This is a genomic window from Cupriavidus sp. 01T418 (assembly GCF_056398885.1).
The window spans coordinates 378,305-401,272 of sequence record NZ_JBFTQG010000002.1 but is presented as its reverse complement, the minus strand read 5'-3'; the positions used below and the strand labels follow the sequence as shown (position 1 = coordinate 401,272).

Annotated in this window: 22 protein-coding genes and 1 tRNA gene; 10 read left to right on the top strand and 13 right to left on the bottom strand. The window is 66.4% G+C overall.

Going from position 1 to position 22,968, the window contains the following annotated elements; translation table 11 throughout:
- Nucleotides 1-25: 25 nt before the first annotated feature.
- A complete protein-coding gene (locus AC1DQ3_RS03970) occupies nt 26-925 on the bottom strand; it encodes a flagellar brake protein (RefSeq protein WP_477118862.1) in 900 nt (299 codons plus the stop codon).
- A gap of 406 nt (nt 926-1,331) precedes the next feature.
- Between AC1DQ3_RS03970 and AC1DQ3_RS03965 the strand changes: the two genes are divergently transcribed.
- On the top strand, nt 1,332-2,438 hold the full coding sequence (locus AC1DQ3_RS03965) for an NAD(P)/FAD-dependent oxidoreductase (RefSeq protein ID WP_477118861.1): 1,107 nt from the start codon (nt 1,332-1,334) through the stop codon (nt 2,436-2,438).
- Between the two features lie 19 nt (nt 2,439-2,457).
- Here AC1DQ3_RS03965 and AC1DQ3_RS03960 read toward each other — a convergent pair whose 3' ends face one another.
- The 5 genes from AC1DQ3_RS03960 to AC1DQ3_RS03940 form a co-directional block, all read right to left on the bottom strand.
- A complete protein-coding gene (locus AC1DQ3_RS03960; RefSeq protein WP_477118860.1) occupies nt 2,458-3,672 on the bottom strand; it encodes an MFS transporter in 1,215 nt (404 codons plus the stop codon).
- A gap of 1 nt (nt 3,673) precedes the next feature.
- Complete coding sequence (gene aroC / locus AC1DQ3_RS03955) at nt 3,674-4,792, bottom strand: chorismate synthase (RefSeq protein ID WP_477118859.1); 1,119 nt, start codon at nt 4,790-4,792, stop codon at nt 3,674-3,676.
- A gap of 86 nt (nt 4,793-4,878) precedes the next feature.
- On the bottom strand, nt 4,879-5,598 hold the full coding sequence (locus AC1DQ3_RS03950; protein WP_477118858.1) for a glutathione S-transferase C-terminal domain-containing protein: 720 nt from the start codon (nt 5,596-5,598) through the stop codon (nt 4,879-4,881).
- Nucleotides 5,599-5,626: 28 nt separating this feature from the next.
- Nucleotides 5,627-7,525, bottom strand: coding sequence for an MFS transporter (locus AC1DQ3_RS03945; RefSeq protein WP_477118857.1), 1,899 nt, complete (start codon nt 7,523-7,525; stop codon nt 5,627-5,629).
- Nucleotides 7,526-7,750: 225 nt separating this feature from the next.
- On the bottom strand, nt 7,751-8,197 hold the full coding sequence (locus AC1DQ3_RS03940; protein WP_477118856.1) for a CBS domain-containing protein: 447 nt from the start codon (nt 8,195-8,197) through the stop codon (nt 7,751-7,753).
- A 201-nt stretch (nt 8,198-8,398) separates the two neighbouring features.
- Between AC1DQ3_RS03940 and AC1DQ3_RS03935 the strand changes: the two genes are divergently transcribed.
- The 3 genes from AC1DQ3_RS03935 to AC1DQ3_RS03925 all read left to right on the top strand — a co-directional run bounded on the left by AC1DQ3_RS03935 (nt 8,399) and on the right by AC1DQ3_RS03925 (nt 10,952).
- Entirely contained in the window at nt 8,399-9,709 is a 1,311-nt protein-coding gene (locus AC1DQ3_RS03935; protein WP_477118855.1) for an O-acetylhomoserine aminocarboxypropyltransferase, read from the top strand.
- The gene (locus AC1DQ3_RS03930) at nt 9,709-10,533 is read left to right on the top strand and encodes an alpha/beta fold hydrolase (RefSeq protein ID WP_477118854.1); all 825 of its coding nucleotides are present in this window, start codon (nt 9,709-9,711) and stop codon (nt 10,531-10,533) included. The genes AC1DQ3_RS03935 and AC1DQ3_RS03930 overlap by 1 nt, the downstream gene beginning before the upstream one ends.
- Nucleotides 10,534-10,634: 101 nt before the next feature.
- Nucleotides 10,635-10,952 carry an Mpo1-like protein gene (locus AC1DQ3_RS03925; protein WP_477118853.1) on the top strand — a complete coding sequence of 106 codons (318 nt, stop codon included), beginning with the start codon at nt 10,635-10,637 and terminating at the stop codon, nt 10,950-10,952.
- A 26-nt stretch (nt 10,953-10,978) separates the two neighbouring features.
- On the opposite strand, the gene AC1DQ3_RS03920 is transcribed toward AC1DQ3_RS03925, so the two are convergent.
- The gene (locus AC1DQ3_RS03920; RefSeq protein WP_477118852.1) at nt 10,979-12,322 is read right to left on the bottom strand and encodes a YihY family inner membrane protein; all 1,344 of its coding nucleotides are present in this window, start codon (nt 12,320-12,322) and stop codon (nt 10,979-10,981) included.
- 170 nt (nt 12,323-12,492) lie between these two features.
- Between AC1DQ3_RS03920 and wrbA the strand changes: the two genes are divergently transcribed.
- The 3 genes from wrbA (at nt 12,493) to AC1DQ3_RS03905 (ending at nt 15,028) form a co-directional block, all read left to right on the top strand.
- Entirely contained in the window at nt 12,493-13,098 is a 606-nt protein-coding gene (wrbA, locus tag AC1DQ3_RS03915; RefSeq protein WP_477118851.1) for an NAD(P)H:quinone oxidoreductase, read from the top strand.
- Entirely contained in the window at nt 13,095-13,520 is a 426-nt protein-coding gene (locus tag AC1DQ3_RS03910; RefSeq protein ID WP_477118850.1) for a DUF2069 domain-containing protein, read from the top strand. The genes wrbA and AC1DQ3_RS03910 overlap by 4 nt, the downstream gene beginning before the upstream one ends.
- Before the next feature lie 86 nt (nt 13,521-13,606).
- Nucleotides 13,607-15,028, top strand: coding sequence for an FAD-binding oxidoreductase (locus AC1DQ3_RS03905; protein WP_477118849.1), 1,422 nt, complete (start codon nt 13,607-13,609; stop codon nt 15,026-15,028).
- 17 nt (nt 15,029-15,045) lie between these two features.
- Here the strand turns inward: AC1DQ3_RS03905 and AC1DQ3_RS03900 are convergent, their stop codons facing one another.
- The gene (locus AC1DQ3_RS03900) at nt 15,046-15,588 is read right to left on the bottom strand and encodes a gamma carbonic anhydrase family protein (protein ID WP_477118848.1); all 543 of its coding nucleotides are present in this window, start codon (nt 15,586-15,588) and stop codon (nt 15,046-15,048) included.
- Nucleotides 15,589-15,946: 358 nt separating this feature from the next.
- Between AC1DQ3_RS03900 and AC1DQ3_RS03895 the strand changes: the two genes are divergently transcribed.
- Nucleotides 15,947-16,786: a class II glutamine amidotransferase gene (locus tag AC1DQ3_RS03895; protein ID WP_477118847.1), complete on the top strand. Its 840-nt coding sequence runs from the start codon at nt 15,947-15,949 to the stop codon at nt 16,784-16,786.
- A gap of 169 nt (nt 16,787-16,955) precedes the next feature.
- Here the strand turns inward: AC1DQ3_RS03895 and AC1DQ3_RS03890 are convergent, their stop codons facing one another.
- Nucleotides 16,956-17,096, bottom strand: a complete 141-nt coding sequence (locus AC1DQ3_RS03890) for a hypothetical protein (RefSeq protein WP_477118846.1) — start codon at nt 17,094-17,096, stop codon at nt 16,956-16,958.
- 31 nt (nt 17,097-17,127) lie between these two features.
- On the opposite strand from AC1DQ3_RS03890, the gene AC1DQ3_RS03885 reads away from it, so the two are divergent.
- Nucleotides 17,128-19,245, top strand: coding sequence for a TonB-dependent receptor (locus tag AC1DQ3_RS03885; protein ID WP_477118845.1), 2,118 nt, complete (start codon nt 17,128-17,130; stop codon nt 19,243-19,245).
- Nucleotides 19,246-19,337: 92 nt separating this feature from the next.
- Here the strand turns inward: AC1DQ3_RS03885 and AC1DQ3_RS03880 are convergent, their stop codons facing one another.
- A complete protein-coding gene (locus AC1DQ3_RS03880; RefSeq protein WP_477118919.1) occupies nt 19,338-20,705 on the bottom strand; it encodes an MFS transporter in 1,368 nt (455 codons plus the stop codon).
- A gap of 160 nt (nt 20,706-20,865) precedes the next feature.
- On the opposite strand from AC1DQ3_RS03880, the gene AC1DQ3_RS03875 reads away from it, so the two are divergent.
- Nucleotides 20,866-21,015: a hypothetical protein gene (locus AC1DQ3_RS03875; protein WP_477118844.1), complete on the top strand. Its 150-nt coding sequence runs from the start codon at nt 20,866-20,868 to the stop codon at nt 21,013-21,015.
- Here the strand turns inward: AC1DQ3_RS03875 and AC1DQ3_RS03870 are convergent.
- The 3 genes from AC1DQ3_RS03870 to AC1DQ3_RS03860 form a co-directional block, all read right to left on the bottom strand.
- A complete protein-coding gene (locus tag AC1DQ3_RS03870; protein WP_477118843.1) occupies nt 21,008-21,268 on the bottom strand; it encodes a DUF6538 domain-containing protein in 261 nt (86 codons plus the stop codon). The two genes, AC1DQ3_RS03875 and AC1DQ3_RS03870, sit on opposite strands and share 8 nt — an antisense overlap.
- Nucleotides 21,269-21,391: 123 nt before the next feature.
- Nucleotides 21,392-21,485 (bottom strand) — tRNA-Ser (locus AC1DQ3_RS03865).
- 149 nt (nt 21,486-21,634) lie between these two features.
- Entirely contained in the window at nt 21,635-22,885 is a 1,251-nt protein-coding gene (locus AC1DQ3_RS03860; protein WP_477118842.1) for an aspartate kinase, read from the bottom strand.
- Nucleotides 22,886-22,968: the final 83 nt, after the last annotated feature.

Here is a 22,968-nt window from a genome sequence, read left to right as displayed (position 1 = left end):
CGGTCAAGGCAGTAGCGCGAACGTTTCAGGCCGAGACCGGCATGCTGGCGCTTGCCAGCAATTGTTCGTAGATAAAGCACTGGAGCAGCGTCAGCTCACGCTCGCCGAGCACATCGAACGCAACGCCGAACGTGGGGAACTCGGCATCCGCCTCGGCCGGCAGCGGGTTGCGCACCAGCCCGTCGACCATGATCTCGCTGTCCAGCGCCGCGGTGCGCAGATGGAAGCACAAGCGTACCGGCGTACCCGGCGCCGGCACCGTCCCGGCAATCTGGACCTGCGCGCCGCCGGTGCTCAGGTCGGTCAGGAGCACCAGCCTGCCAGGCTGGCGGGAAGCTGGTGCTGCCTCGGCAGCGTCCGGCGGGTCGTTTGCCGTGCTGCCGGCATCCACCAGGTAGGCGGCCAGGCGGGTCGGCACACGGGTGGCTTTGCGCACCGGCAGCTGCTGCGACTCGGCCGGTGCCGACAACACCAGATAGCGGAAGGGACTGCGGCAGAGCGCGGTCACGGTCGACTCGAAACTGAGGATGGCGTGGCCGGAAAAGCCGCGCAACAACATCGTGGCGCCGGGCTGGACCTGCAACTCCTTGCCGCCAAGTTGCGGCCATGTCACGAACAGGCCTTGCTCGACGAAGCCGATCAGCCGGCTGGCGGCGGCCCGGCCCACCTGCCCTGGCGACTTGACCTGCAACAGCGTACCAACCTGCAGGCCAAGGGGCCCGGCCGTGACGAGCCGTGCGCCGTCCTCCAGCTCGCCCGGCTCGCTATCGGGGCGGCAGACTGTGCCATGGCGGAACACCAGGGCGACATCGCGATCCTCGGGGATCACGCTGCCGCTGCCGAGCACGAGGTTTCCCGCCTGGTCCAGCAAGGACCAGGGCAAGGGCTGCCCGACCGGGAGATCGTTAGGATTGAGTGCAATCATGGGAAGCGGCGGTGAACGCCCAGGCAGCGGGCGTGGCAGATCCAACGGTGGCCTCGGAAGACAGCTGTCTCCCGGCCACCCCCTGACGAGGCGCTCAACGCATCCCGCGATGCCTGGCCCCGCCGAAACGCCCCGCAGGGCCGACGGCCATGCGCGTGTCCCGGCCAAAGGCCGCCGCGAGGTGCCAAGTGAATAGCGTATCTCATCCAGCCTTCTATCGGCCTGTTTTGGAAAATCCTTAAGCGCAATTCATCATCGCGTCATAACCTCGCAGCCGGACGCGCCTTGACGCCATCCCGCTTTCCTCGCAACATCTCGCCACAAGCTGCCTGACAGCCTTACAACGATTGCGCAGGCCGCGCACAGCGAGCACGCTGCCCTGGTCGACGCCCTGCAGAGGAAAACAATGGAACAAGTGGATTGCGTGGTAATCGGCGCGGGTGTGGTAGGTCTGGCGGTGGCGAGACAACTGGCCTTGCAGGGCCGCGAAGTCATCATCCTGGAAACAGAGAACGCCTTCGGCACCATGACCAGCGCGCGCAACAGCGAAGTGATCCATGCCGGCATCTATTACCCGGCCGGCTCGCTAAAGGCCGCGATGTGCGTGCGCGGCAAGGCCATGCTGTATGACTACTGCGCCTCGCATCACATCGAGCACCAGCGCTGCGGCAAACTGATCGTCGCCACCACCGAGGCCCAGGTGCCCACGCTAGAAAGCATCCGGGCCAAGGCCGCGGCCAATGGCGTGCACGACCTGCAACTGCTCAGCCAGGCCGAGGCGCAGGCCCTGGAGCCGAACCTGCAATGCCGCGCCGCCCTGCTCTCGCCCTCGACCGGCATCGTCGACAGCCACGGCCTGATGCTGGCGCTGCTGGGCGATGCGGAGAAGGCCGGCGCCATGCTGGCGGTGCAGTCGCCGGTAGCGGGCGGCGCGGTCACGCCCGAAGGCATCCGGCTCGACGTAGGCAGCCAGGACGACGCCGCCGGCACCACGCTGCTGGCCCGCACCGTGATCAATTCGGCGGGCCTGACGGCACCGGCGCTGGCACGCAGCATCGCGGGGATGCCCGCCGAACACATCCCGCCGCAGTATTACGCCAAAGGCAGCTATTTCACGCTGGCCGGGCGCGCGCCCTTCTCGCGGCTGATCTATCCGGTGCCGGAAGCCGCCGGCCTGGGCGTGCACCTGACCATCGACCTGGGCGGCCAAGCGCGCTTCGGCCCCAACGTGCGCTGGATCGACGAGGTCGAGTACGGCGTGAACCCTGCCGATGCCGACAGTTTCTACGACGAAGTACGGAATTACTGGCCGGAACTGGCCGACGGCGCACTGCAGCCGGGCTATGCCGGCATTCGCCCCAAGATCAGCGGACCCGGCGAGCCGGCGGCGGACTTCCGCATCGATGGCCCGGCGATCCATGGCGTGCCGGGGCTGGTCAACCTGTTCGGCATCGAGTCTCCCGGGTTGACCTCGTCGCTGGCGCTGGCCCAGCACGTGGCAGGCCTGCTCTGACGCGCGCGCCCGGCCCTCGTCAATGCCCGGCGTTGGCGGCGTCGGAGGCGGCTTCCGTGCGGAACGTCATGAGCGCGCACAGCGCCCCACCTGCCGCCGCCAGCGCGGCCAGCCCGAACGTATGGGCCGGGCCCAGCGCCTTCCAGGTCCAGCCCATCGCGAGCCCGCCGAACGTGCCGCCAAGGCCGTAAGAAAGGCCCGTGTAGAGCGCCTGCCCACGCCCCTGCAAGGGGCCGGCAAACCAGCGTTGCAGGCGCTTGAGGCTGGCGCTGTGATGCGCGCCAAAGGTGGCCGCATGCAGCACCTGCACCAGTGCCATCAGCCAGGATAGCTCCGCGAAGTACCCGGTCAGGCCAAAGCGCAGCGCGGCCAGCACGAAGGTGCCGGTCAGGATGGTGCGCAGCGGGACGCTGCCGAACAGCCGCCCCTGGTAGAAAAAGAAGACGATCTCGGCGACCACGCCGATGGTCCACATCACGCCGATGGCGAACTTGCTGTAGCCGAGCTGCTCCAGGTACAGCGAATAGAACACATACAGCGCGGCATGCGCGAACATCATCAGGAAGGCCGAGCCGAAGAACCAGGCCGCGTCCGGACGGCGCAGCAGCGGCAGCGCCGGCGGCGGCCTGACGCGCGGCCCGTCGTCGGGCGCATCGCGCATGCCGAACACCACCAGCAGGAACAGCGCCAGCATGGCGCTGGCCAGCCACGGGAACGCCTCCATGCCAAGGCGCTCGAACAGCGCCCCACCCAGCAGCACGGCCGCGATAAAGCCGGCCGAGCCGAACATGCGAATGCGCCCGTAGCGATGGTCGAAGGCGCCATAGCGGCGCAGCGTGGAAATCGTGAGCGCGTCGCCCAGCGGCGACATGGCGCTGGTGATCAGGTTCAGCGCGATCATCATCGCCATCATGCCGCCGTAGCTGGTCACGCCAGGCACCATCAGGAAGGCGAGCAAGGAACTGACTGCGGCCAGGCGCAGCAGCCGCACCCGGGTGTGCATCACGTCCGACAGCCAGCCCCAGAAATACGGGCCGACGATGCGGCTGACCTGGAAACAGGCCATCAGCACGCCGATCTGCACCGCGGTAAAGCCGCGTCCGGCGAAGAACAGGCTTACATAAGGGGAGATGACACCGACATAGCCGTAGTAGCCGAGGTAGAACAGGCCGAACCGCGTCTCCGAGACGCGTCCGGCACCCGGCGCATGGGCGTGCGGTTCCGCCTGCGCCAACTTAGCGCGACTGGCCGGACTGCGGTGACTGGGCAGGGATGCGCGGGGTATCGACCTTGACGTCGCCGCACTGGGCGCGATGGCGCAGCGCGTGATCCATCAGCACCAGCGCCAGCATGGCTTCGGCAATGGGCGTGGCACGGATGCCCACGCAGGGGTCGTGGCGGCCAAAGGTTTCCACCGTGGCGGGCTGGCCTGCCTTGTCGATCGATGCGCGCGGCGAGCGGATGCTGGAGGTCGGTTTGACCGCCAGCGAGACGGTCACATCCTGGCCGGTCGAGATGCCGCCCAGCACGCCACCTGCGTTATTGCCGAGGAATCCTTCGGGGCTAAGCGAGTCGCCATGCATGGTGCCCCGCTGGCTGACGCTGTCGAAGCCAGCACCGATTTCCACGCCCTTGACCGCATTGATGCCCATCATGGCGTGCGCGATATCGGCGTCGAGCTTGTCGAACAGCGGCTCGCCCAGGCCAACCGGCACATTGCTCGCCACCACCTCGATGCGCGCGCCGACCGAATCGCCATCGCGGCGCAGCGCGTCCATATAGGTTTCCAGTTCCGGCACGATGTCCGCATTGGGGGCGAAGAAGGGATTCTGCGGCACTTCCGCCCAGTCCACGAACGGCACGCGGATCTCGCCCAGTTGCGACATATAGCCCCGGATTTCGGTGCCGTATTGCTCGCGCAGCCATTTCTTGGCCACGGCCGCGGCCGCCACCACCGGCGCCGTCAGGCGCGCCGACGAACGGCCGCCGCCGCGATAGTCGCGGATGCCGTACTTCTGCCAGTAGGTGTAGTCGGCGTGGCCGGGCCGGAAGGTCTCGACGATATTGCCGTAGTCCTTGCTGCGCTGGTCGGTATTGCGGATCAGCAGGCAGATCGGCGTGCCGGTGGTCTTGCCCTCGAACACGCCGGACAGGATCTCGACCTGGTCGGCTTCCTGGCGCTGGGTGACGTGGCGCGAAGTGCCCGGCTTGCGGCGGTCCAGATCGATCTGGATATCGGCCTCGCTGAGCGCCATGCCCGGCGGGCAACCGTCCACCACCGCGCCGATGGCCGGCCCGTGCGATTCGCCGAAGGTGGTGACAGTAAAGAGCAGGCCGAGGGTATTGCCGGACATGATGGGAACCGCGGAGGGCGTGAGAATTGGGGAACGGGGTACATTGTAAGGCTTTTGCCGCCCGGCTGGCCCCGGCCTTGCCGATATCAGGCCACCGGCGCCGGCGCCGGATCCGGGTAGTACCGCGCCTGCATCCGTGCGGCGTAGGCAACCAGGTTGGGGTGGGATTCGGCCGCGGTGCGGATCGGCGTATCGAACAGCGGGCACAACGCACCGGCCACGAAGGCAAAGACCGTGGCGTCGGCGCCGCACGGCTTGTCGCCCATCAGGTAGGGCTGATCGCCCAGCACGTCGGCCACGGCCGCCACGTCGCGGCTGGCGATCGCGGCCAGGTCGGCCGGGTCGTGGCGCCCGAGCCCCTGCGTCCACAGGATGCGGCGGATCCTGGAGCGCACAAAGCGCATCGCCAGTCCCCGCAGCGGCCAGGGCACGGCGCGGAAGAAGGTTGCCGGGCCCCGCGCGAAATTGGTGTCGTGGTTCCAGCGCGCGTCGGCCACCGCCCAGTAGAAGTTGTCTTCCAGCATCTTTTCCACCGACCAGGCGATGCCGCGCTGCCTGGGCGTCAGGCCTTCGTCGAAATCAATGTGGTAGGTCTTTTCCAGATGCCACCGGATCAGCGTGGAATCCGCCACCACGCGGCCCTCGTCGTCCAGATAGGGCAGCTTGCCCTTGGGCGCGCGCCGCAGGCCGCCGCGCTCGGTGCGGTATGGCAGGCCCGTGAGCTTGAGCAGCATGTCGGCCTTGGTGACAAAGGGGCTGGCATCGGGCAGGCCGAATGCCGGCCCGAAGGTATAGAGCTTGATCATGCTTGCGGACTCCTTCCGGCCGGCGGCATTAGCGCCACTCGCCGCGCAAGCCCTGCACCACCTGCTGCAGGCTTTCCGGCGTGGCCAGTTCCGGTGCGATCGGGTCGCCCACCACCAGTTCGAGCCGGTTGAGAATCCCGCGCCGGAACGGGCGGGACATGGCGGAGCCACCCTTGCGGGAGAAGAAGCTGCCCCACAGTCCGCGCAGGGCCATCGGCACCACCGGCACCGGCGTGCGCCGGATGATCTGCTGCACGCCTTGCTTGAAGGGGTTGAGCTCGCCGGTGGCGGTAATCTTGCCCTCCGGGAAGATGCAGACGAGGTCGCCCTCCGAAAGCGCCCGCGCGACTTCGTCGTAGGCGCGCTCCAGCATCTGCGGGTCCTCGTGCGCCGGCGCGATGGGGATCGCCTTGGCTTGGCGGAAGAACCACGATATCAGCGGCACCTTGAAGATGTTGTGGTCCATCAGGAAGCGCACCGGCCGCGGGCTGCAGGCCATCAGCACCACCGCATCGGCAAAGCTCACGTGGTTGCACACCAGCACCGCCGGTCCCTGTGCCGGGATGCGATCGGCATTGATGCGCCGCAGGCGGTACACCGTGTGCACCAGGATCCAGGCGATGAAGCGCAGCAGGAACTCCGGCACCAGGGTGTAGATATAGATGGCCACCACCGCGTTCAGCAACCCGACCACCAGGAACAGTTGCGGAATGCTGAAGCCAGCCTGGGTCAGCACCACCGCCAGCAGCGAGGACCCGATCATGAAAAAGCTGTTCAGGATGTTGTTGGCGGCAATGATGCGGGCCCGGTGGGTCGGCGCGCAACGGCTCTGGATCAGCGCATACAGCGGCACGCTGTAGAAGCCGCCGAACATCGCCAGCAGGAACAGGTCGGCCAGCACGCGCCAATGGCGAGGGTCGGCGGCAAAGCCGGCGAGGCCGGACAGTGCGTCATGCCGCTCGCCGTTGCTGGCCAGGAAGAGATCGACCGCGAACACCGTCATGCCGATCGAGCCGAACGGCACCAGGCCGACCTCGACATGACGCCCGGACAGCCGCTCGCACAGCAGCGAGCCGGTGCCGATGCCGAGCGAGAACACCGCCAGCAGCAAGGTCACCACATTCTGGTCGCCGCCCAGCACATCCTTGGCAAAGCTGAAAAAGGAGGTCAGGAAGGTGGCGCCCAGGAACCACAGCCACGAAATGCCCAGCAGGCTCAGGAAAACCGTGCGCTCGCCATGGGCCAGCTTGAGGTTGCGCCAGGTTTCCGTGAACGGGTTCCAGTTGATGCGCAGGTCCGGCTGCGGCGCCGGCGAGTCCGGCACGCGCGCCGACACCAGCCGCCCTGCCAGCGCCAGCGCTACGCAGGCGGCTCCGACGTACAACGGCCCGACGATCTTTTCACCATGGGCCAGGCCAGCCAGTTCGCCGCCCAGCAGGGTGCCGATCAGGATGGCGACGAAGGTGCCCATTTCCACCAGCCCGTTGCCGCCCACCAGTTCGGTCTCGTCGAGGTGCTGCGGCAGGTAGGCGAACTTGACCGGGCCGAACACCGTCGAGTGCAAGCCCATCAGGAAGGTGCCGAGGTAGAGCAAGGGCGCGCTGTGCATGGCAAAACCGCCGAGGCCCAGCAGCATGATGCCGATTTCCAGCGTCTTCACCAGCCGGATCAGCCTGGATTTCTCGATCTTGTCGGCAATCTGGCCACTGGTGGCCGAGAACAGCACGAACGGCGCGATGAAGATGGCGGAGATCAGGAACGCCGCGCTCTTGGCGTCAACGCCGCTGAACAGCGCGGTGTGGTAGGTAACCAGCGAGGTGAAGGCAACCTTGAAGAGGTTGTCGTTCATGGCGCCCAGGAACTGGGTCCAGAAAAATGGGCCGAAGCGGCGCGCGCCGAGCAGGCGGAATTGGTTTTGTTGGCTCATGTAGGCAGGAAAGTGGTGACCCCGGCAACCGGGCGGCCTGTCGGGCGCCCGGCGACGTCGCCGGCAATGCTCCCACGGCAGCAGCATGCCATTGCAAGGGATTCTTGCGGTCCCGTGCAATGCACATCGGAACCGCGCCCCGCCCTGCCGGGACGCACCAGGCCTCAACCGCGATACGGCATCGTCCCCCCGGACGCGCCCCGTTCCCCGCGCCGGCGCAGCGCCTCAATCGGTCTTCTCTTCCGGCCAGTCGCGAATATACGCCTTGAGCATGCGATTCTCGAAACTTTGCTCTTCCACCACGGCCTTGGCCACGTCATAGAAGGAGATCACGCCCATCAGGGTACGGTTGTCCAGCACCGGCAGGTAGCGGGTGTGGCGCTCCAGCATCATGCGGCGGACTTCATTGACGTCGGTCTCCATGGTGCAGGTGAGCGGCGCATCGTCCATGACCTTGCGCAGGCTGACGGTGCCGACGCTGCCGCCGTTGGCGGACAGGGTCTTGATGATCTCGCGGAAGGTGAGCATGCCCACCAGGTCGCCGTATTCCATTACCACCAGCGAACCGATATCGTGCTCTGCCATGATATTGACCGCCAGCAGCAGTGACGTCTCCGGCTTCACCGTATAGAGCGTGTTGCCCTTGATTTGCAGGATGTCGCTGACTTTCATGATGGTCTCCGCTTGCTGAAACTGCTGTTTTGCTGTGTATTGCCTGCCGCCGCCGGCACGGCCTGATGCGCCGATCCTAGCCGAAACCGGCTGTCCAAGTAAAGCACGGGGAGACGCCGGCGCCGCCAGGGCAATTGCCGTGCTCCCCGGCGGCAGCGGATGCTACGATGCGCAACGCAGACAACTCAAGCCTTCAAAGCCATGTCCGGTACCCGATTCGACACCCTGGCGCTGCATGCAGGCGCTGCCCCCGACCCCGCCACCGGGGCGCGGGCCACGCCCATCCACCTGACGACATCCTTCGTCTTCCGCGACAGCGAGCATGCCGCCTCGCTGTTCAATATGGAGCGCGCGGGCCATGTTTACTCCCGCATCTCCAATCCGACCGTCGCCGTGTTCGAGGAGCGCGTCGCCGCGCTGGAGAACGGGGCCGGCGCGATCGGCGTGGCCTCGGGCCAGGCCGCGCTGCACCTGGCCGTGGCCACGCTGATGGGCGCGGGCTCGCACGTGGTGGCATCCAGCGCGCTGTACGGCGGCTCGCACAACCTGCTGCACTACACGCTGCGCCGTTTCGGCATCGAGACCACCTTCGTGCAGGCGCGCGACATCGACGCCTGGCGCGCGGCGATCCGGCCGCAGACCAGGCTGCTGTTCGGCGAGACCCTGGGCAACCCCGGGCTGGACGTGCTCGATATCCCGACCCTGGCCCAACTCGGCCAGGACAACGGCATCCCGCTGCTGGTCGACTCCACCTTCACCACGCCCTACCTGCTCAAGCCCTTCGATCACGGCGCCGGCCTGCTCTACCACTCGGCCACCAAGTTCCTGGGCGGCCACGGCACCACCATCGGCGGCGTGCTGGTGGAAGGCGGCACCTTCGACTTCGAGGCCTCCGGGCGCTTCCCGGAACTGTCGGAGCCGTATGCCGGCTTCCACGACATGGTCTTCACCGAGGAAAGCACGGTGGCGCCCTTCCTGCTGCGCGCCCGCCGCGAAGGGCTGCGCGACTTCGGCGCCTGCCTGAGCCCGATGGCCGCCTGGCAACTGCTGCAGGGCATCGAGACGCTGCCGCTGCGCATGGCCCGGCATGTGGAGAACGCCCGCCGCGTGGTGCAGTTCCTGGTATCGCACCCGATGGTCGAGTCGGTGGCCTATCCGGAGCTGGAATCCCACCCGGACTACGAACTCGCCAAGCGCCTGCTGCCACGCGGCGCCGGCGCCGTGTTCAGCTTCAACCTGAAGGGCACCCGCGCCGCCGGCCAGCGCTTTATCGAGGGCCTGGCCCTGTTCTCGCACCTGGCCAACGTGGGCGATGCCCGCTCGCTGGTGATCCACCCCGCCTCCACCACCCACTACCGCATGGACGCCGCGGCGCTGCAGGCAGCCGGCATCGGCGAAGGCACCATCCGCCTGTCGGTGGGCCTGGAAGATCCGGACGACCTGATCGACGATCTGAAGCGCGGCCTCAAGGCTGCGGAAAAAGCCATGAGCGCCAAGGGAGGGCAAGCCTGATGGAACTGACGATCGCAGGCCGCAAGGCCTATGCCTACACCGGCGGCAAGCCCTTCGATCCGGCCCTGCCCTGCGCCGTGTTCGTGCACGGCGCGCAGAACGACCATAGCGTCTGGGCCTTGCAGACGCGCTGGTTCGCCCACCACGGCTTCGGCGTGCTGGCGGTGGACCTGCCCGGCCACAACCGCAGCGAAGGTGCGCCGCTCAAGACGGTCGAAGCCATGGCCGACTGGGTGATCGAAGGGGTCCGCGCGGCCGGCGTGAAAGCGCCCGCGCTGGTGTTCGGGCACAGCATGGGCTCGCTGATCGCGCTGGAAACCGCCGCCCGCCACCCCGACGCGGTGCGCGGCATCGCGCTGCTCGCCACGGCCTATCCGATGAAGGTAGCCGACGCCCTGCTCGACGCTTCGCTCAACCGCGTGGACCAGGCCATCGCCATGGTCAATACCTGGTCGCACTCCAGCCTGGCCAACAAGCCCTCCTCGCCGGGACCGGGCTCGTGGATGCAAGGCGGCAGCCAGCGCCTGATGGAGCGCGTAGCGCGGCGCAACCCAGAAGGCCACGTCTTCCACACCGACTTCTCGGCGTGCAACGCCTACGCCAATGGCGACGCCGCGGTGGCCGCGGTCCGCTGCCCCGCGCTGTTCATCACCGGCAGCAAGGACATGATGACCTCGCCCAGGGCCGCCCAGGCGCTGGCGGCGAAGATGGCCTCGGCCAGCACGGTCACCGTGCCTTGCGGGCATGCGCTGATGGGCGAGAAGCCGGATGAGGTACTGGATGCGCTGGCGGCGTTTGCACGCCAGGTGGTGGCTGCGGGGTGAATGCCTCGGCCTGGCGAGCGCCTCCCGGGAAGATCCTCGCCAGACACATCCAGCCCGCCGGCTAGACTGAAATTTCCAACGAACCGCCACCGGAGATCGCCATGTCGCAGGCCCACCCCCGTGAGTTCGAGAATTTCGCCGCCTTCTACCCGTACTACCTGAACGAGCACCGCAACCGCACTTGCCGCCGCCTGCATTTCGCGGGCTCCACGGCCGCCTTGCTGTGCCTGCCAGCCCTGATCCTCACCGGCAACTGGTGGTGGCTGGCCGCCGCCGCCGTATCGGGCTATGCCTTTGCCTGGGTCGGCCATTTCTTCTTCGAGAAAAACCGTCCCGCCACCTTCCGCCACCCGCTCTACAGCCTGATGGGCGACTGGGTGATGTACGCCGATACCTGGCGCGGCCGGATTCGCCTCTAGGATCCTGGGTAAGCATCAGACCTGGATCAGACCTGGCCATGCCAGCCGGGCGGCACCACTTCCAGCGTGCGGCGCGCAGGATCCGCCGGGCCTTCCTGAGCCGCCGCCCCATCCTGCTGCTGGCGGCGGAACACCACCTCCAGCGGCTGGTCCAGCCGCGGATTGTCCAGCACCTGCCTGAGCGCGTCGGCACCCTGCAACTGCTGCGCCAGCGCCGTACGCGGCAGGCGCGGCAGATTCAGCACCAGGCGGTCGTGCAACATGCGCAGCGTCACCCGGTTGGGATCGCACAGCAGCGCCCAATGGGCCTGGCCACGCTCCTGCGCCAGCCTGCCGATCAAATGCATGGCCTTCAGCTTGCCCAGCAGCCCCGCCAGGTAATCCGCTTCCACCCGCAGCTTGCGGCCCAGGTCGAGCTCGCCGACGCTGCGCGGCATCTCGTCCCGCGCCCGGTAGAGCAGGTAAAGCACGCCCAGCGCATCGAAGAACTCGCTGCCGGCAAAGGTGCGCCGGCGCCAGTGGCCCTGCCGGATCACCGGCAGGTTGGCGGCAATGGTGGCGCCCAGCAGGGTCACCAGCCAGCTCAGGTAGATCCACAGCAGGAAGATCGGCAGCGCGGCGAAGGTGCCATAGACGGCCGTGTAGGTCGGGATATGGGTGACGAAGTAACCGAAGCCGCGTTTGGACAGCTCGAAGGCCAGCGCCGCCACCAGCCCGGCGGCAATCGCATCGCGCCAATCCACGTTGGCGTTGGGCACGGCGGTATAGAGAAAGGCAAAGGCCAACGCCGACAGCAGCACCGGCGTCAGGCTCACCACCAGCCCCAGCCCGAGCGGCATGGTGCCCACATAGCCGGCCGAGACCGAGATCAGGTAGGAGCTGATCGACAGGCTCGCGCCGATCAGCACGGGACCCAGCGTCAGCACCGCCCAGAACACCAGTACGCGCTGCGCCAGGGGGCGGCGCTGCTTGACGCGCCAGATCGCGTTGAGCGCGTCCTCCACCGTCAGCATGGTCAGCACGGAGGTCACCATCAACCCGCCCAGGCCGACCGCGGTCAGGCCCTTGGCATTTGTCGCGAACTGGCCAAAATAGCTTGTGATGGAATTGCTGAGGTTGCCGGGAATCAGGTTCTGGAACAGGAAGGTTTCGGTGGCGCTGCGAAACTCGCGGAATACCGGAAAGGCCGCCAGCAGGGCGAAGGCCACGGTCAGCACCGGCACCACCGCCAGCACCGTGGTGAACGTCAGGCTGGCCGCGACCTGCGGCAAGCGGCCTTCGTCGGCGCGGCGCAGCGCATAGCGCGTGAGCGCGCGCAGTTTTTGCAGATTCCATTCCCTGCGCAGGCGAACGATGCGGGCGGCAAACATGCTGAGGCAGACTCCTTGCTGATTCAGTGGCGCACCCCGGCAGCGCTGTGCGTGCCGGGGCCGCAACTATAATACGCGCATTGCCCTGCGCGCCGCGCAAGGCACCAACCCGGCCCGCCCCCTGGGACCGCCCCATCCCGGCGCCCTGGTTGCGCACCGCAACCCTGTCCATGACCGAACTCCTCGTCCTCTATTACAGCCGCCACGGCAGCACCCGCAGGCTGGCCGAACTCATCGCCACCGGCATCGACAGCGTGCCCGGCGCCCAGGCGCGCCTGCGCACGGTGCCGCCGGTTTCCACCGTGAGCGAGGCCACCGCGCCGGATATCCCGGCAGAAGGTCCGCCTTACGCCGAGTTGCGCGACCTCGATGAATGCGCCGGCCTGGCCCTGGGCAGCCCCACCCGTTTCGGCAATATGGCCGCACCGATGAAGTACTTCCTCGATGGCACCGTGGCCCAATGGCTGTCGGGCACCCTCACCGGCAAGCCCGCCTGCGTGTTCACCGCCACCGGCAGCCTGCACGGTGGCCAGGAAACCACCCTGCTGTCGATGATGCTGCCCCTGCTGCATCACGGCATGCTGATACTCGGCCTGYCCTATTCGGAAAGCGCCCTGATGACCACCGCCAGCGGCGGCACGCCCTACGGCCCCAGCCATCACGCGCACCCGGACAACAGCGCGCCGGTGTCCGAGGACGAAGCCGCGCTCGCGCGTGCCATGGGCAAGCGCCTGGCCGAAACCGCGCTGCGCCTCGCGGGCGGGAGCCGCGCATGAACGCCGCGCCGCAGCCCACCGCCAACGCGACCGACGGCGCGCTGCACAGCGCCGCCTTGTACAGCCTGAGCGCCGGCAGCCTGGTTGCGCTGATCCTGCTGTGCATCGCCTGGGAATGGTTCCTGGCGCCGCTGCGTCCGGGCGGCTCCTGGCTGATCCTCAAGTTCCTGCCGCTGCTGCTGCCGCTGCGCGGCGTGCTGACCCGCAACCGCTACACCATGCAGTGGTCCTCGATGCTGATCCTGCTGTTCTTCACCGAAGGCATCGTGCGCGCCACCAGCGACCGCCCGCCGTCGTCCACGCTGGCGTGGATCGAGGTGGCGCTGACGCTGCTGTTCTTCTTCGGCACCATCCTCTACCTGCGCCCGTACAAGCGCCGCGCCAAGGCGCTGCAACCTGCCAAGGCCAAACCCGGAAAATAACGTCGTCGCTGACCGCGTCGTAAGCCCGTAGCCATCCACTTTTTGCGCGGCCGCCATCGCGGCGCCCGCCCCCCGGACCGACCGCCATGACCGCCTCGCATCCCGATTCCTTCCTCGCCCTCTGCCGCGCCGCCCTGGGCGAGCAGAACGTGCTGACCGAAGCCGCCGACAAGGCCCCGTACCTGACGGACTGGCGCAAGCGCTACACGGGGGATGCCCTGGCTGTGCTGCGTCCTGGCTCGACCGAGGAAGTCGCCGCCGCCGTCCATGCCTGCCACGCGCACAAGCTGGCGGTGGTGCCGCAAGGCGGCAACACCGGGCTGTGCGGCGGCGCGACGCCGGCGCAGGGGCAGCAATCGGTGGTGATCTCCCTCCAGCGCCTGAACCGCGTGCGGCAGGTGGACCCGCTCAACAACACCATCACGGTGGAAGCCGGCGTGATCCTGCAGCAGTTGCAGGAAGCCGCGCACGAGCATGGCCGGCTGTTCCCGCTGAGCCTCGCCGCGGAAGGCAGTTGCACCATCGGCGGCAACCTCTCCACCAATGCGGGCGGCACGGCCGTGCTGCGCTACGGCAACACGCGCGAGCTGTGCCTGGGGCTGGAGGTAGTGACGCCCGCCGGCGAGATCTGGGACGGCCTGCGCGGCCTGCGCAAGGACAACACCGGCTACGACCTGCGCGATCTCTTCATCGGCGCCGAAGGCACGCTCGGCATCATCACCGCCGCCGTGATGAAGCTGTACCCGCTGCCGCGCGCCCGCGTCACGGCACTGGCGGCCGTGGCCGATCCGCGCGCGGCCCTCGCCCTGCTGGCCATCGCACAGCAGCGCGCCGGCGCCATGCTGACGGGCTTCGAGCTGATGTCGGAGATGTGCCTGTCGCTGGTGACCACGCATTACCCGCAACTGCGCTATCCCTTCGACCGCACGCAGCCGCAGGTCGTGCTGCTGGAACTGTCCGACAGCGAGAGCGAAGACCATGCGCGCGCCATCTTCGAAGCGCTGATGGAAACCGCCTTCGAAGCCGGCGTCGTGCAAGACGCGGTGGTGGCCGAATCCGTCCAGCAGTCGCGCGACTTCTGGAATCTGCGCGAACATATCCCGCTGGCGCAGGTCGACGACGGCAAGAACATCAAGCACGACATCGCCCTGCCAATCTCGCGCATCGCGGACTTCATCGACACCACCGACGCGCTGATCCAGGATGCGTTCCCCGGCGCGCGCATGGTCACCTTCGGCCATCTTGGCGACGGCAACCTGCACTACAACGTCTCGCCACCCGTGGGCGAAAACCATGATGTCTTCCTCGGCAACTCGGAAGCCATCAACCTGATCGTGCACAACAGCGTGCACGCGCATCGGGGCTCGATCTCGGCGGAACACGGGCTGGGCCAGCTCAAGCGCGGGGAGAACCGGCGCTACAAGAGCGATGTGGAGCTCGCGATGATGCGGGCGATCAAGCAGGCGCTGGATCCGCAGGGACTGATGAATCCGGGCAAAGTGCTCTAGGCAGGCCGGCAACCCGCTCAGCGAGCCTGCAGCTCCGCGACATGCTGGTCTTTCAGCTTCACGTAATTGGCCGCCGAATAGCGGAAGAAGGCCCGTTCCTTTTCCGTCAGCGCCCTCGCCTCCCTGGCCGGGCTGCCGACATAGAGATGCCCGCCCTTGAGCACCTTGCCCGGCGGCACCAGGCTGCCGGCGCCGAGAATCACCTCGTCCTCGATCACCGCGCCGTCCATCACGATGGTGCCCATGCCGATCAGGAWGCGGCTGCCGATGGTGCAGCCATGCAGCAGCGCCTTGTGGCCGATCGTCACGTCGTCGCCGATGGTGAGCGCAAAGCCATCCGGGTTGAAGGGCCCGGCATGCGTGATGTGCAGCACGCTGCCGTCCTGCACGCTGGTGCGCGCGCCGATGCGGATGCGATGCATGTCGCCGCGGATGGTCACCAGCGGCCAGATGGAGCTGTCGGCGCCGATCTCTACGTCGCCGATCACGACGGCACTGGGGTCGACGAGCACGCGGTCGCCGAGTTGGGGGCCTTTGCCCTGGAAGCTGCGAATGGTCACGATGAAAGCCTGGATACGGAAAGTCGCTATGCCAGCCGGGTGCCACGGCGCCAGGATAGCGCCGGGCCGGGCGCGGGACGCGCTGGCACGAGCATTCTAATCCGATCGCGGCAGGATACCCGCCCGCCCCCCCTGTGCGCCATCACGTACTTCAAGTCCGCCAGGGGAGGCGTCCTGCTTGCAGGAGCGTGGTTTTCCGTCGCGCCCGCGTGTCTTCCGAGCGAATCACGACCTTCCACTTTGCCTGCGGCAGCACACTGACCTACAACTGAAAAGAGCAATCTGGCGGGCGCAAGGACGATGAATTGACCGCCTGGCAGAAGTGCTTCCGGATGGGAACACGTTGAGGAGAGGCATCATGTGCCGCTGGCTGGCATACTCGGGCAATCCGATCCAACTCGATACCGTGCTGTTCCGGGCCGAGCATTCCCTGATCGAGCAGAGCCTGCGCTCGCGGCTTGGGCACACCACGACCAATGGAGACGGGTTCGGGATCGGCTGGTATGGCAGCCACTCGGAAGTGCCATTCCGTTACCGGTGCCTGCATCCTGCCTGGAATGACGCCAACCTGCGCGAGGCGGCCCGCGCCATCCGGGCGCCGATGTTTGTCGCGCATATCCGCGCGGCGACCGACACGCCGGCGCAGGAGACCAACTGCCATCCGTTTCGCTACGGCCGCTGGCTGTTTGCCCACAATGGCCTGATACGGGACTACCCGGTTATCAGGCGTGAACTGATGATGGCGGTGGCGCCCGAACTGTTCCGCTGGATCGAGGGTTCCACCGACTCCGAAGTCATGTTCTTTCTCGCCCTGACGTTCGGGCTTGAACGCGATCCGCGCGCGGCGCTGCAACAGATGGTGGGCCTGATCGAGGACGTTGGCCACCGCCATGACATCGAGCACCCGGTGAACATGACGGTTTGCGCGACCGACGGCGAACAGATCGTCGCCGTGCGCTACTCCAGCGAGGTGGATTCGCGCTCGCTCTTCCACAGCACATCAGTTCGTCATTTGCGCGAGCTCTATCCCGACAACTCGCATATCGCCGAAGCCGGCGACGCTGCCATCCTCGTTCTTTCCGAACCCCTGGCCGACCTTCCCCACGCATGGGCGGAAATCCCGGAGGGTACGGCAATCCTTGCCAAAGACGGCGTCATCGAACATGAAAGGTTCGTTCCCCGCCTGCCCGTGAGCTGATGCGCGGCAGCGCGGCGACGGCAGACGGATCTGAGGCCAGGAGATCGCAGCATCATCACGGTCGCCGCGCTGATTGCGCAAGCGCAGGCCGAACGGCTGCCAGCTGATCTCCTGGTCTTGCGTTAACCGGCCAGGCAGCAGGACCGTTAGCCCAGATCGGATTGCTCGATCACCGCTGCCACGTCTGCATGGCGCGAAATCCGAACGCATAGCCGAAGTCCGCGGCGTCAGCGCGCGTGGGGGAACGTCCTTCCCCGGCTGCACGATATGCATTGACCGCATCTCCCTCGTAAATGATAATGCGTCTCATTACTACTCCTATCACAGCGAATTACAGGGATATGAAAATCAAATTGCACCCGTTTTACTCCGCCGTTCTCGGTGTTTCTGCCTGCCAGCCAATGCTTGCCGGCATCGCCCAGGCACAGGAGGCCGGAAAACCCGCCGTGGCCCGGAGCCTGCCGGAAGTCACCGTCAAGGCCGACATCAGTCGTGAACTGGGCGAAGGCTACAACCCGCCAAACGCCGTCAGCGCGACCAGGACCGAAGCCCCGTTGCGCGACATTCCGCAGACCGTCAATGTGGTCACCGCCGACGTCATGCGCGACCAGCACGCCACCTCGATGCAGGATGCGCTGAAGAACGTGCCGGGCGTGTCGTTCTCCACCGGTGACGGCCAGCGCGACCAGGTCTCGATCCGCGGCTTCAGCGCGATCGCCGACCAGTTTGTCGATGGCATCCGTGACGACGCGCGGTACTTCCGCGACCTGTCCAACGTCGACCGCGTCGAAGTCATCAAGGGGCCGGCGGCGGTGCTGTACGGGCGCGGTTCGTCCGGTGGCCTGATCAACCGCGTGACCAGGAAGCCCGGGCTCGACGTGACTGACTTCGCCCTCAGCTATGGCATGTGGGCCGACCGCCGCGCCCAGGCCGACGTGGGCCGCGTGCGCGCCGACGGCGCAGCCGCGTTCCGCGTGACGGGGGCTGTGGAGAAAGCCAACAGCTACCGCTCGCAGCAGTTCCTGGATCGTGCCGCCGTGGCGCCGTCCCTGGAACTGCGCATCGCGCCGCAGACCATCGTGCTGCTGCAGGCCGACTACTTGGAAGACCGCCGCGTGACCGACTTTGGTATCCCGGCGTACAAGGGCCGGCCGGTCGATGTGCCGGCATCGCGGTACTATGGCGCCGCCAATGCGCACGACGCCGACTACACCCAGTCGCGCGTGTACTCGGGCACGGCCACGCTCAACCACCGCTTCAACGGCGACTGGTCGATCCGCAACGCCACGCGGTACTACCACTACTCGCTGGATCGCAATAACACGCTGACCAGCTCGGTCAACGAAGTGACACAGCGGCTGACGATGTCGCACTCCAACGTCTTTCGGGAAGACCACGGCTGGTTCAATCAGACGGACCTGATCCAGAAGGCGACGATCTTCGGCACCAAGCACGAAATCCTGTACGGGATGGAGGTCGGCCAGCAGAACAAGGATCTTTCCAACTTTAGCAAGGCCGTGCCGGGCACCTTCGATCTGTTCAACCCGGTGCTGCCGACGCTGCCGCGCCTGGTTGGCGGCACGCCGCGTACGAGCAACCTGGCTACCGCCAAGACCCTCGCGTTCTACACGCAGGACATGATCGCCTTTACCGAGCAGTGGAAGGCGCTGCTCGGCGTGCGTTACGACCACTTCCAGCAGGACACGATCCAGCGCCTGGCCGGCCAGACGAACCTGTCGCGCACCGATAACGCCTGGAGCCCGCGCGCGGGCCTGGTCTGGCAGCCGTCGAAGGTGCAGTCATACTACGTGTCGTGGAGCCGGTCTTTCCAGCCGTCGGGCGAGACCTCCGCACTGGCCGCCAACAACGCCGAACTGGCACCGGAAACGACCAACAATGCCGAAGTCGGCGCCAGGTATGACTGGCTCGACGGCAAGGCGAGCACAACGGTTTCCGTATTCCGGCTGCAACGGAACAATATGAAGATCGCCAATGCCACCGGCACTGCGCTGATTCCGATTGGCCAGCAGCGCACGGATGGCGTTGAGCTGAGCGGCGCCGCGGAGCTCGGCAGCGGCTGGCGCATGCTGGCCGGCTACGCCTACCTGGATGCGGTGGTCACCAAGTCGACCCCTGCATTGCAGGGCAAGCGTGCCACGCTGACGCCGCGCCATTCCGGCAACCTGTGGCTGACCAAGACGCTGGGCCATGGCTTTGGCATCGGCGGCGGCCTGAACCTGGTCGGCGCCCGGATGGCCGATCGGGCCAATACCGTCACGCTGCCGGGCTACGTCACGGCGAACATGATGGCCTGGTACCGCCATGGTCCGTTCGAGGCGCAGTTGAATCTGTACAACCTGTTCAACAAGCGCTACATCGTCGCGGCGCATGGTTCGACGAACCTGAGCATGCCGGGGGCACCGCGGAGTGTGGTGGCTACAATTCGGTATCGGATGTAGGCGGTCGCCCAGGAAGCTGGCGCGAGCGTGAAGACGCGCGCGTCAGCTCCGTGCCGGACCCCCTCGACACGCTGGCGCCGTATGTGATGCGGTTAGACCGACGCGTTCAGGTGCGGGGCCGCGATGCGCAGCGTGCTGACGACGGCCGCGGCAGCCGCGAACGCGGCGGCGACATAGAGCGCGAGCGTCGGCCCGTGCTCGGGTGCGACGCCGAACATCAGTGCGACGAGCGCCGTGCCGAGCGTCTGCCCGGTCAGCCGCGCGGTGCTGAGCATGCCGCCCGCGCTGCCGCTGCGCTTGCGCGGCGCCGACGACAGTATTGCGCGGTTGTTCGGCGCCTGGAACAGGCCAAAGCCCGCACCGCACAGCGCCATGCGCCAGACGATGTCAACCGTCCCCGGGTGCGCGCCGATCGTCGCAAGCGACAGCAGGCCGGCCGCGAACAGCGCGAGCCCGATGCCGCCGAGCACGCCGGCCGAGTAGCGGTCGGACAGCGCGCCGGCGAGCGGCGCGGCGACCACGATCATGAGCGGCCAAGGCGTCATGTAGAAACCCGTCTGCACCTGCGAGAAGCCGAGCGAATGTTGGAGCCAGAACGGTAGTGCGACGAACGCGACCATCTGCGACGTGAACGACGCGATCGACGTGCAGATCGACAGCGCGAAGACCGGGATGCGCATCAGGTCGACGGGCAAGAGTGGCGTCGGTTGCGCTAGCTGTCGCTTCAAGAAGAAATAGCCGACGACGGACGCCATTGTCAATTCCGCAACGATGATCGCGCCGCGCTCGCCGTAGCCGAGCCCATCCACGGCCATGAACAGCAGCCCGAACACACATGCATTCATCAGCGCGCTCGAGACATCGTACGGCGCGTCGTGCAGCGGATTGGCGGGCAGCGCGCGCAGGCTGCCGAGTACCGCGGCGATGCCGATCGGCACGTTGATCGCGAAGAGCCACGGCCATGGCGCGACCGACAGCACCGCGGACGCGACCGTTGGCCCGATCGCCGACGACAGTGCGACCACCATCGCATTGACCGCCAAGCCGCGTCCAAGCATCGACGACGGATAGATCGTCTGCACGAGCGCCGCGGTGATGCTCATCATGCCCGATGCGCCGAACCCCTGGATCACGCGCATCACCACGAGCGTCGGCAGCGAGCTGGCGAGTGCGCAGCCGAGCGACGCGACGGTGAACAGCGCGAGGCCGGCGATGTAGATGCGCCGGTGGCCGACGCGATCCCCAAGCGACGCGAGCGGCAGCAGCGTGATCGTGATGGCCAGCTGATATGCGTTGACGATCCAGATCGACGCGGCGTCGGATGTATGCAGGTCGCGCGCGATGGTCGGCAACGCGACGTTGGCGATCGAGCCGTCGAGCACGGAGAGTATGGTGCCCAGTGCGACGAAGACGACCGCCCAGTAGCGTTTCGGAAGCGGCAGGCCCGTATCGGCATTCATGAGGGGAATCGTGTCAATCTGAGGCTGGAACTCGGCCATAGGGCTTCCTTGGGGTGACGGTGCGGCAGGTTGAATCGCGCGCTTATTTTTTTCCCGTCGGCCTTATCGACACGACTGGATCGATTCCACACAACGCTCAGTTCGCTGCCCTGGCCATCAGATGATCGCCAAACTGCCCCCGCAGATGGTTTTTCTGGACCTTGCCCGCATCCTCCTGTGCCGCGCGCCCAACCGCACGGTCAAGGGCAGGCATCCTGGAAACCTGAACATGAGCCGCCCCTTGCCGGCTCGCGCCGAAGCCACTACATGACAGGCACGGTCTTTCGGCTTGATGCCATGTTGCTCGCAATAGGCATCTGTTCAACAGATGGTGAGGTCAGGCCGCGCTTCTGTGCGAACTCATCGTCCAGTGCAACGACGGCGCGCAGTGCGAGACGGGCCGCGGTGGCCCTGTCCTTGACGCTGAGGCTGCGAAGAATCTCTCGCTTGCCACAGACGGCAACGAGGTCCATCGGCACGCGCTTGCGCAGGTAGTAGATGCCGTGTCGGCGGGTGAGGTACATGCTGGCTCCCGGTCAGTCTGTGTCAGGTACACACGCGGTGGCAGCAGTGAAACGGGGAGCACAAAAAACAAAACCCCGGAAGACCGCAATCTTCCGGGGTTCTGCCGCCAATTACAGAGTAGCTGGCGGAGACGGAGGGATTCGAACCCTCGATCCAGGTTTTGGCCCGGATGCTCCCTTAGCAGGGGAGTGCCTTCGACCTCTCGGCCACGTCTCCCAAACCTGCCGTTGTGTGAGGGAGGCCACACAACGAAGCGCGTATTCTATCGGTCGGATTTCAATTGGTCAACGCTGATTCGATGACCGATTGAAAATATTTTCACAGCCGATAGTTGGGCAGGCCGCACGCGGCCCGCCCGGCATGGATCACGCCTGATCCAGCTCGAACACCTTGTGCAGCGCGCGCACGGCGAGCTCCATGTACTTCTCGTCGATCAGCACCGAGATCTTGATTTCCGAGGTGGAGATCATCTGGATGTTGATGCCTTCTTCGGCCAGCGTGCGGAACATCTTGCTGGCGATGCCGACATGCGAGCGCATGCCTACGCCGACCACCGAGACCTTGGACACCTTCGGATCGCCCGATACGCTGGCGGCGCCGATATGTGCCTTCACGCCATCGTTCAGGATGGCCAGTGCACGCTGGTACTCGCCGCGCGGCACGGTGAAGGTGAAATCGGTCTTGCCGTCGACGGACTGGTTCTGGATGATCATGTCGACGTCGATGTTGGCGTCGGCCACGGGGCCCAGGATCTGGTACGCGATGCCGGGCTTGTCGGGCACGCCCAGGACGGTGATCTTCGCCTCGTCACGGGCAAAGGCGATGCCGGAGATGACGGCTGCTTCCATTTCAGACTCTTCCTCAAAAGTGATCAGCGTGCCCGAGTGCATTTCTTGCTCGAGGGGCATCAGGGGGTCGGTCAGCGACGACAGCACGCGGGTCTTCACGCGGTACTTGCCGGCGAACTCCACCGAACGGATCTGCAGCACCTTGGAGCCGAGGCTGGCCATTTCCAGCATTTCCTCGAAGGTGATCCGGTCCAGCCGGCGGGCGTCTTCGACCACGCGCGGATCGGTGGTGTAGACCCCGTCCACGTCGGTATAGATCAGGCACTCATCGGCCTCGATGGCGGCGGCGATCGCCACTGCCGAGGTATCCGAGCCGCCGCGGCCGAGCGTGGTGATATCGCCCTTGCCGTTGATGCCCTGGAAGCCCGTGATGACGACCACGCGCCCGGCGTCGAGATCGCCCAGAATGCGCTCGTCATCGATCGATTCGATGCGGGCCTTGGTGTGCGACGAGTCGGTCAGCACCGGCACTTGCCAGCCGGTGTAGCTGATCGCGCCGATGCCCTCGCCTTGCAGCGCGATGGCGAGCAAGGCCGAACTGGCCTGCTCGCCGGTCGCCGCCAGCATATCCAGCTCGCGCGGGCTCGGCTGCGCCGAAATTTCCTTGGCAAGACCAAGCAGGCGATTGGTTTCGCCTGACATGGCCGAAGGCACCACGACTACGCGGTGGCCGGCGCGATGCCATTTGGCAACGCGCTTGGCGACATTCTTGATGCGTTCCGGAGAACCCATCGAAGTGCCGCCGTATTTGTGAACGATGAGAGCCATCTATTTGTCGACGCCAGCGATTGTGCAAAACCTCTGAAAATACACGAAGAGGCGGCCTGAGGCAAGGCGCGGGTGTGACGACA

Bases quoted from the DNA above. Each gene is read 5' to 3' on its own strand.
- AC1DQ3_RS03970 (WP_477118862.1), bottom strand. From the start codon at position 925: ATGATTGCACTCAATCCTAACGATCTCCCGGTCGGGCAGCCCTTGCCC.
- AC1DQ3_RS03965 (WP_477118861.1), top strand. From the start codon at position 1,332: ATGGAACAAGTGGATTGCGTGGTAATCGGCGCGGGTGTGGTAGGTCTG.
- aroC (WP_477118859.1), bottom strand. From the start codon at position 4,792: ATGTCCGGCAATACCCTCGGCCTGCTCTTTACTGTCACCACCTTCGGC.
- AC1DQ3_RS03950 (WP_477118858.1), bottom strand. From the start codon at position 5,598: ATGATCAAGCTCTATACCTTCGGGCCGGCATTCGGCCTGCCCGATGCC.
- AC1DQ3_RS03945 (WP_477118857.1), bottom strand. From the start codon at position 7,525: ATGAGCCAACAAAACCAATTCCGCCTGCTCGGCGCGCGCCGCTTCGGC.
- AC1DQ3_RS03940 (WP_477118856.1), bottom strand. From the start codon at position 8,197: ATGAAAGTCAGCGACATCCTGCAAATCAAGGGCAACACGCTCTATACG.
- AC1DQ3_RS03935 (WP_477118855.1), top strand. From the start codon at position 8,399: ATGTCCGGTACCCGATTCGACACCCTGGCGCTGCATGCAGGCGCTGCC.
- AC1DQ3_RS03930 (WP_477118854.1), top strand. From the start codon at position 9,709: ATGGAACTGACGATCGCAGGCCGCAAGGCCTATGCCTACACCGGCGGC.
- AC1DQ3_RS03925 (WP_477118853.1), top strand. From the start codon at position 10,635: ATGTCGCAGGCCCACCCCCGTGAGTTCGAGAATTTCGCCGCCTTCTAC.
- AC1DQ3_RS03920 (WP_477118852.1), bottom strand. From the start codon at position 12,322: ATGTTTGCCGCCCGCATCGTTCGCCTGCGCAGGGAATGGAATCTGCAA.
- AC1DQ3_RS03910 (WP_477118850.1), top strand. From the start codon at position 13,095: ATGAACGCCGCGCCGCAGCCCACCGCCAACGCGACCGACGGCGCGCTG.
- AC1DQ3_RS03905 (WP_477118849.1), top strand. From the start codon at position 13,607: ATGACCGCCTCGCATCCCGATTCCTTCCTCGCCCTCTGCCGCGCCGCC.
- AC1DQ3_RS03895 (WP_477118847.1), top strand. From the start codon at position 15,947: ATGTGCCGCTGGCTGGCATACTCGGGCAATCCGATCCAACTCGATACC.
- AC1DQ3_RS03890 (WP_477118846.1), bottom strand. From the start codon at position 17,096: ATGAGACGCATTATCATTTACGAGGGAGATGCGGTCAATGCATATCGT.
- AC1DQ3_RS03885 (WP_477118845.1), top strand. From the start codon at position 17,128: ATGAAAATCAAATTGCACCCGTTTTACTCCGCCGTTCTCGGTGTTTCT.
- AC1DQ3_RS03880 (WP_477118919.1), bottom strand. From the start codon at position 20,705: ATGAATGCCGATACGGGCCTGCCGCTTCCGAAACGCTACTGGGCGGTC.
- AC1DQ3_RS03875 (WP_477118844.1), top strand. From the start codon at position 20,866: ATGATCGCCAAACTGCCCCCGCAGATGGTTTTTCTGGACCTTGCCCGC.
- AC1DQ3_RS03870 (WP_477118843.1), bottom strand. From the start codon at position 21,268: ATGTACCTCACCCGCCGACACGGCATCTACTACCTGCGCAAGCGCGTG.
- AC1DQ3_RS03860 (WP_477118842.1), bottom strand. From the start codon at position 22,885: ATGGCTCTCATCGTTCACAAATACGGCGGCACTTCGATGGGTTCTCCG.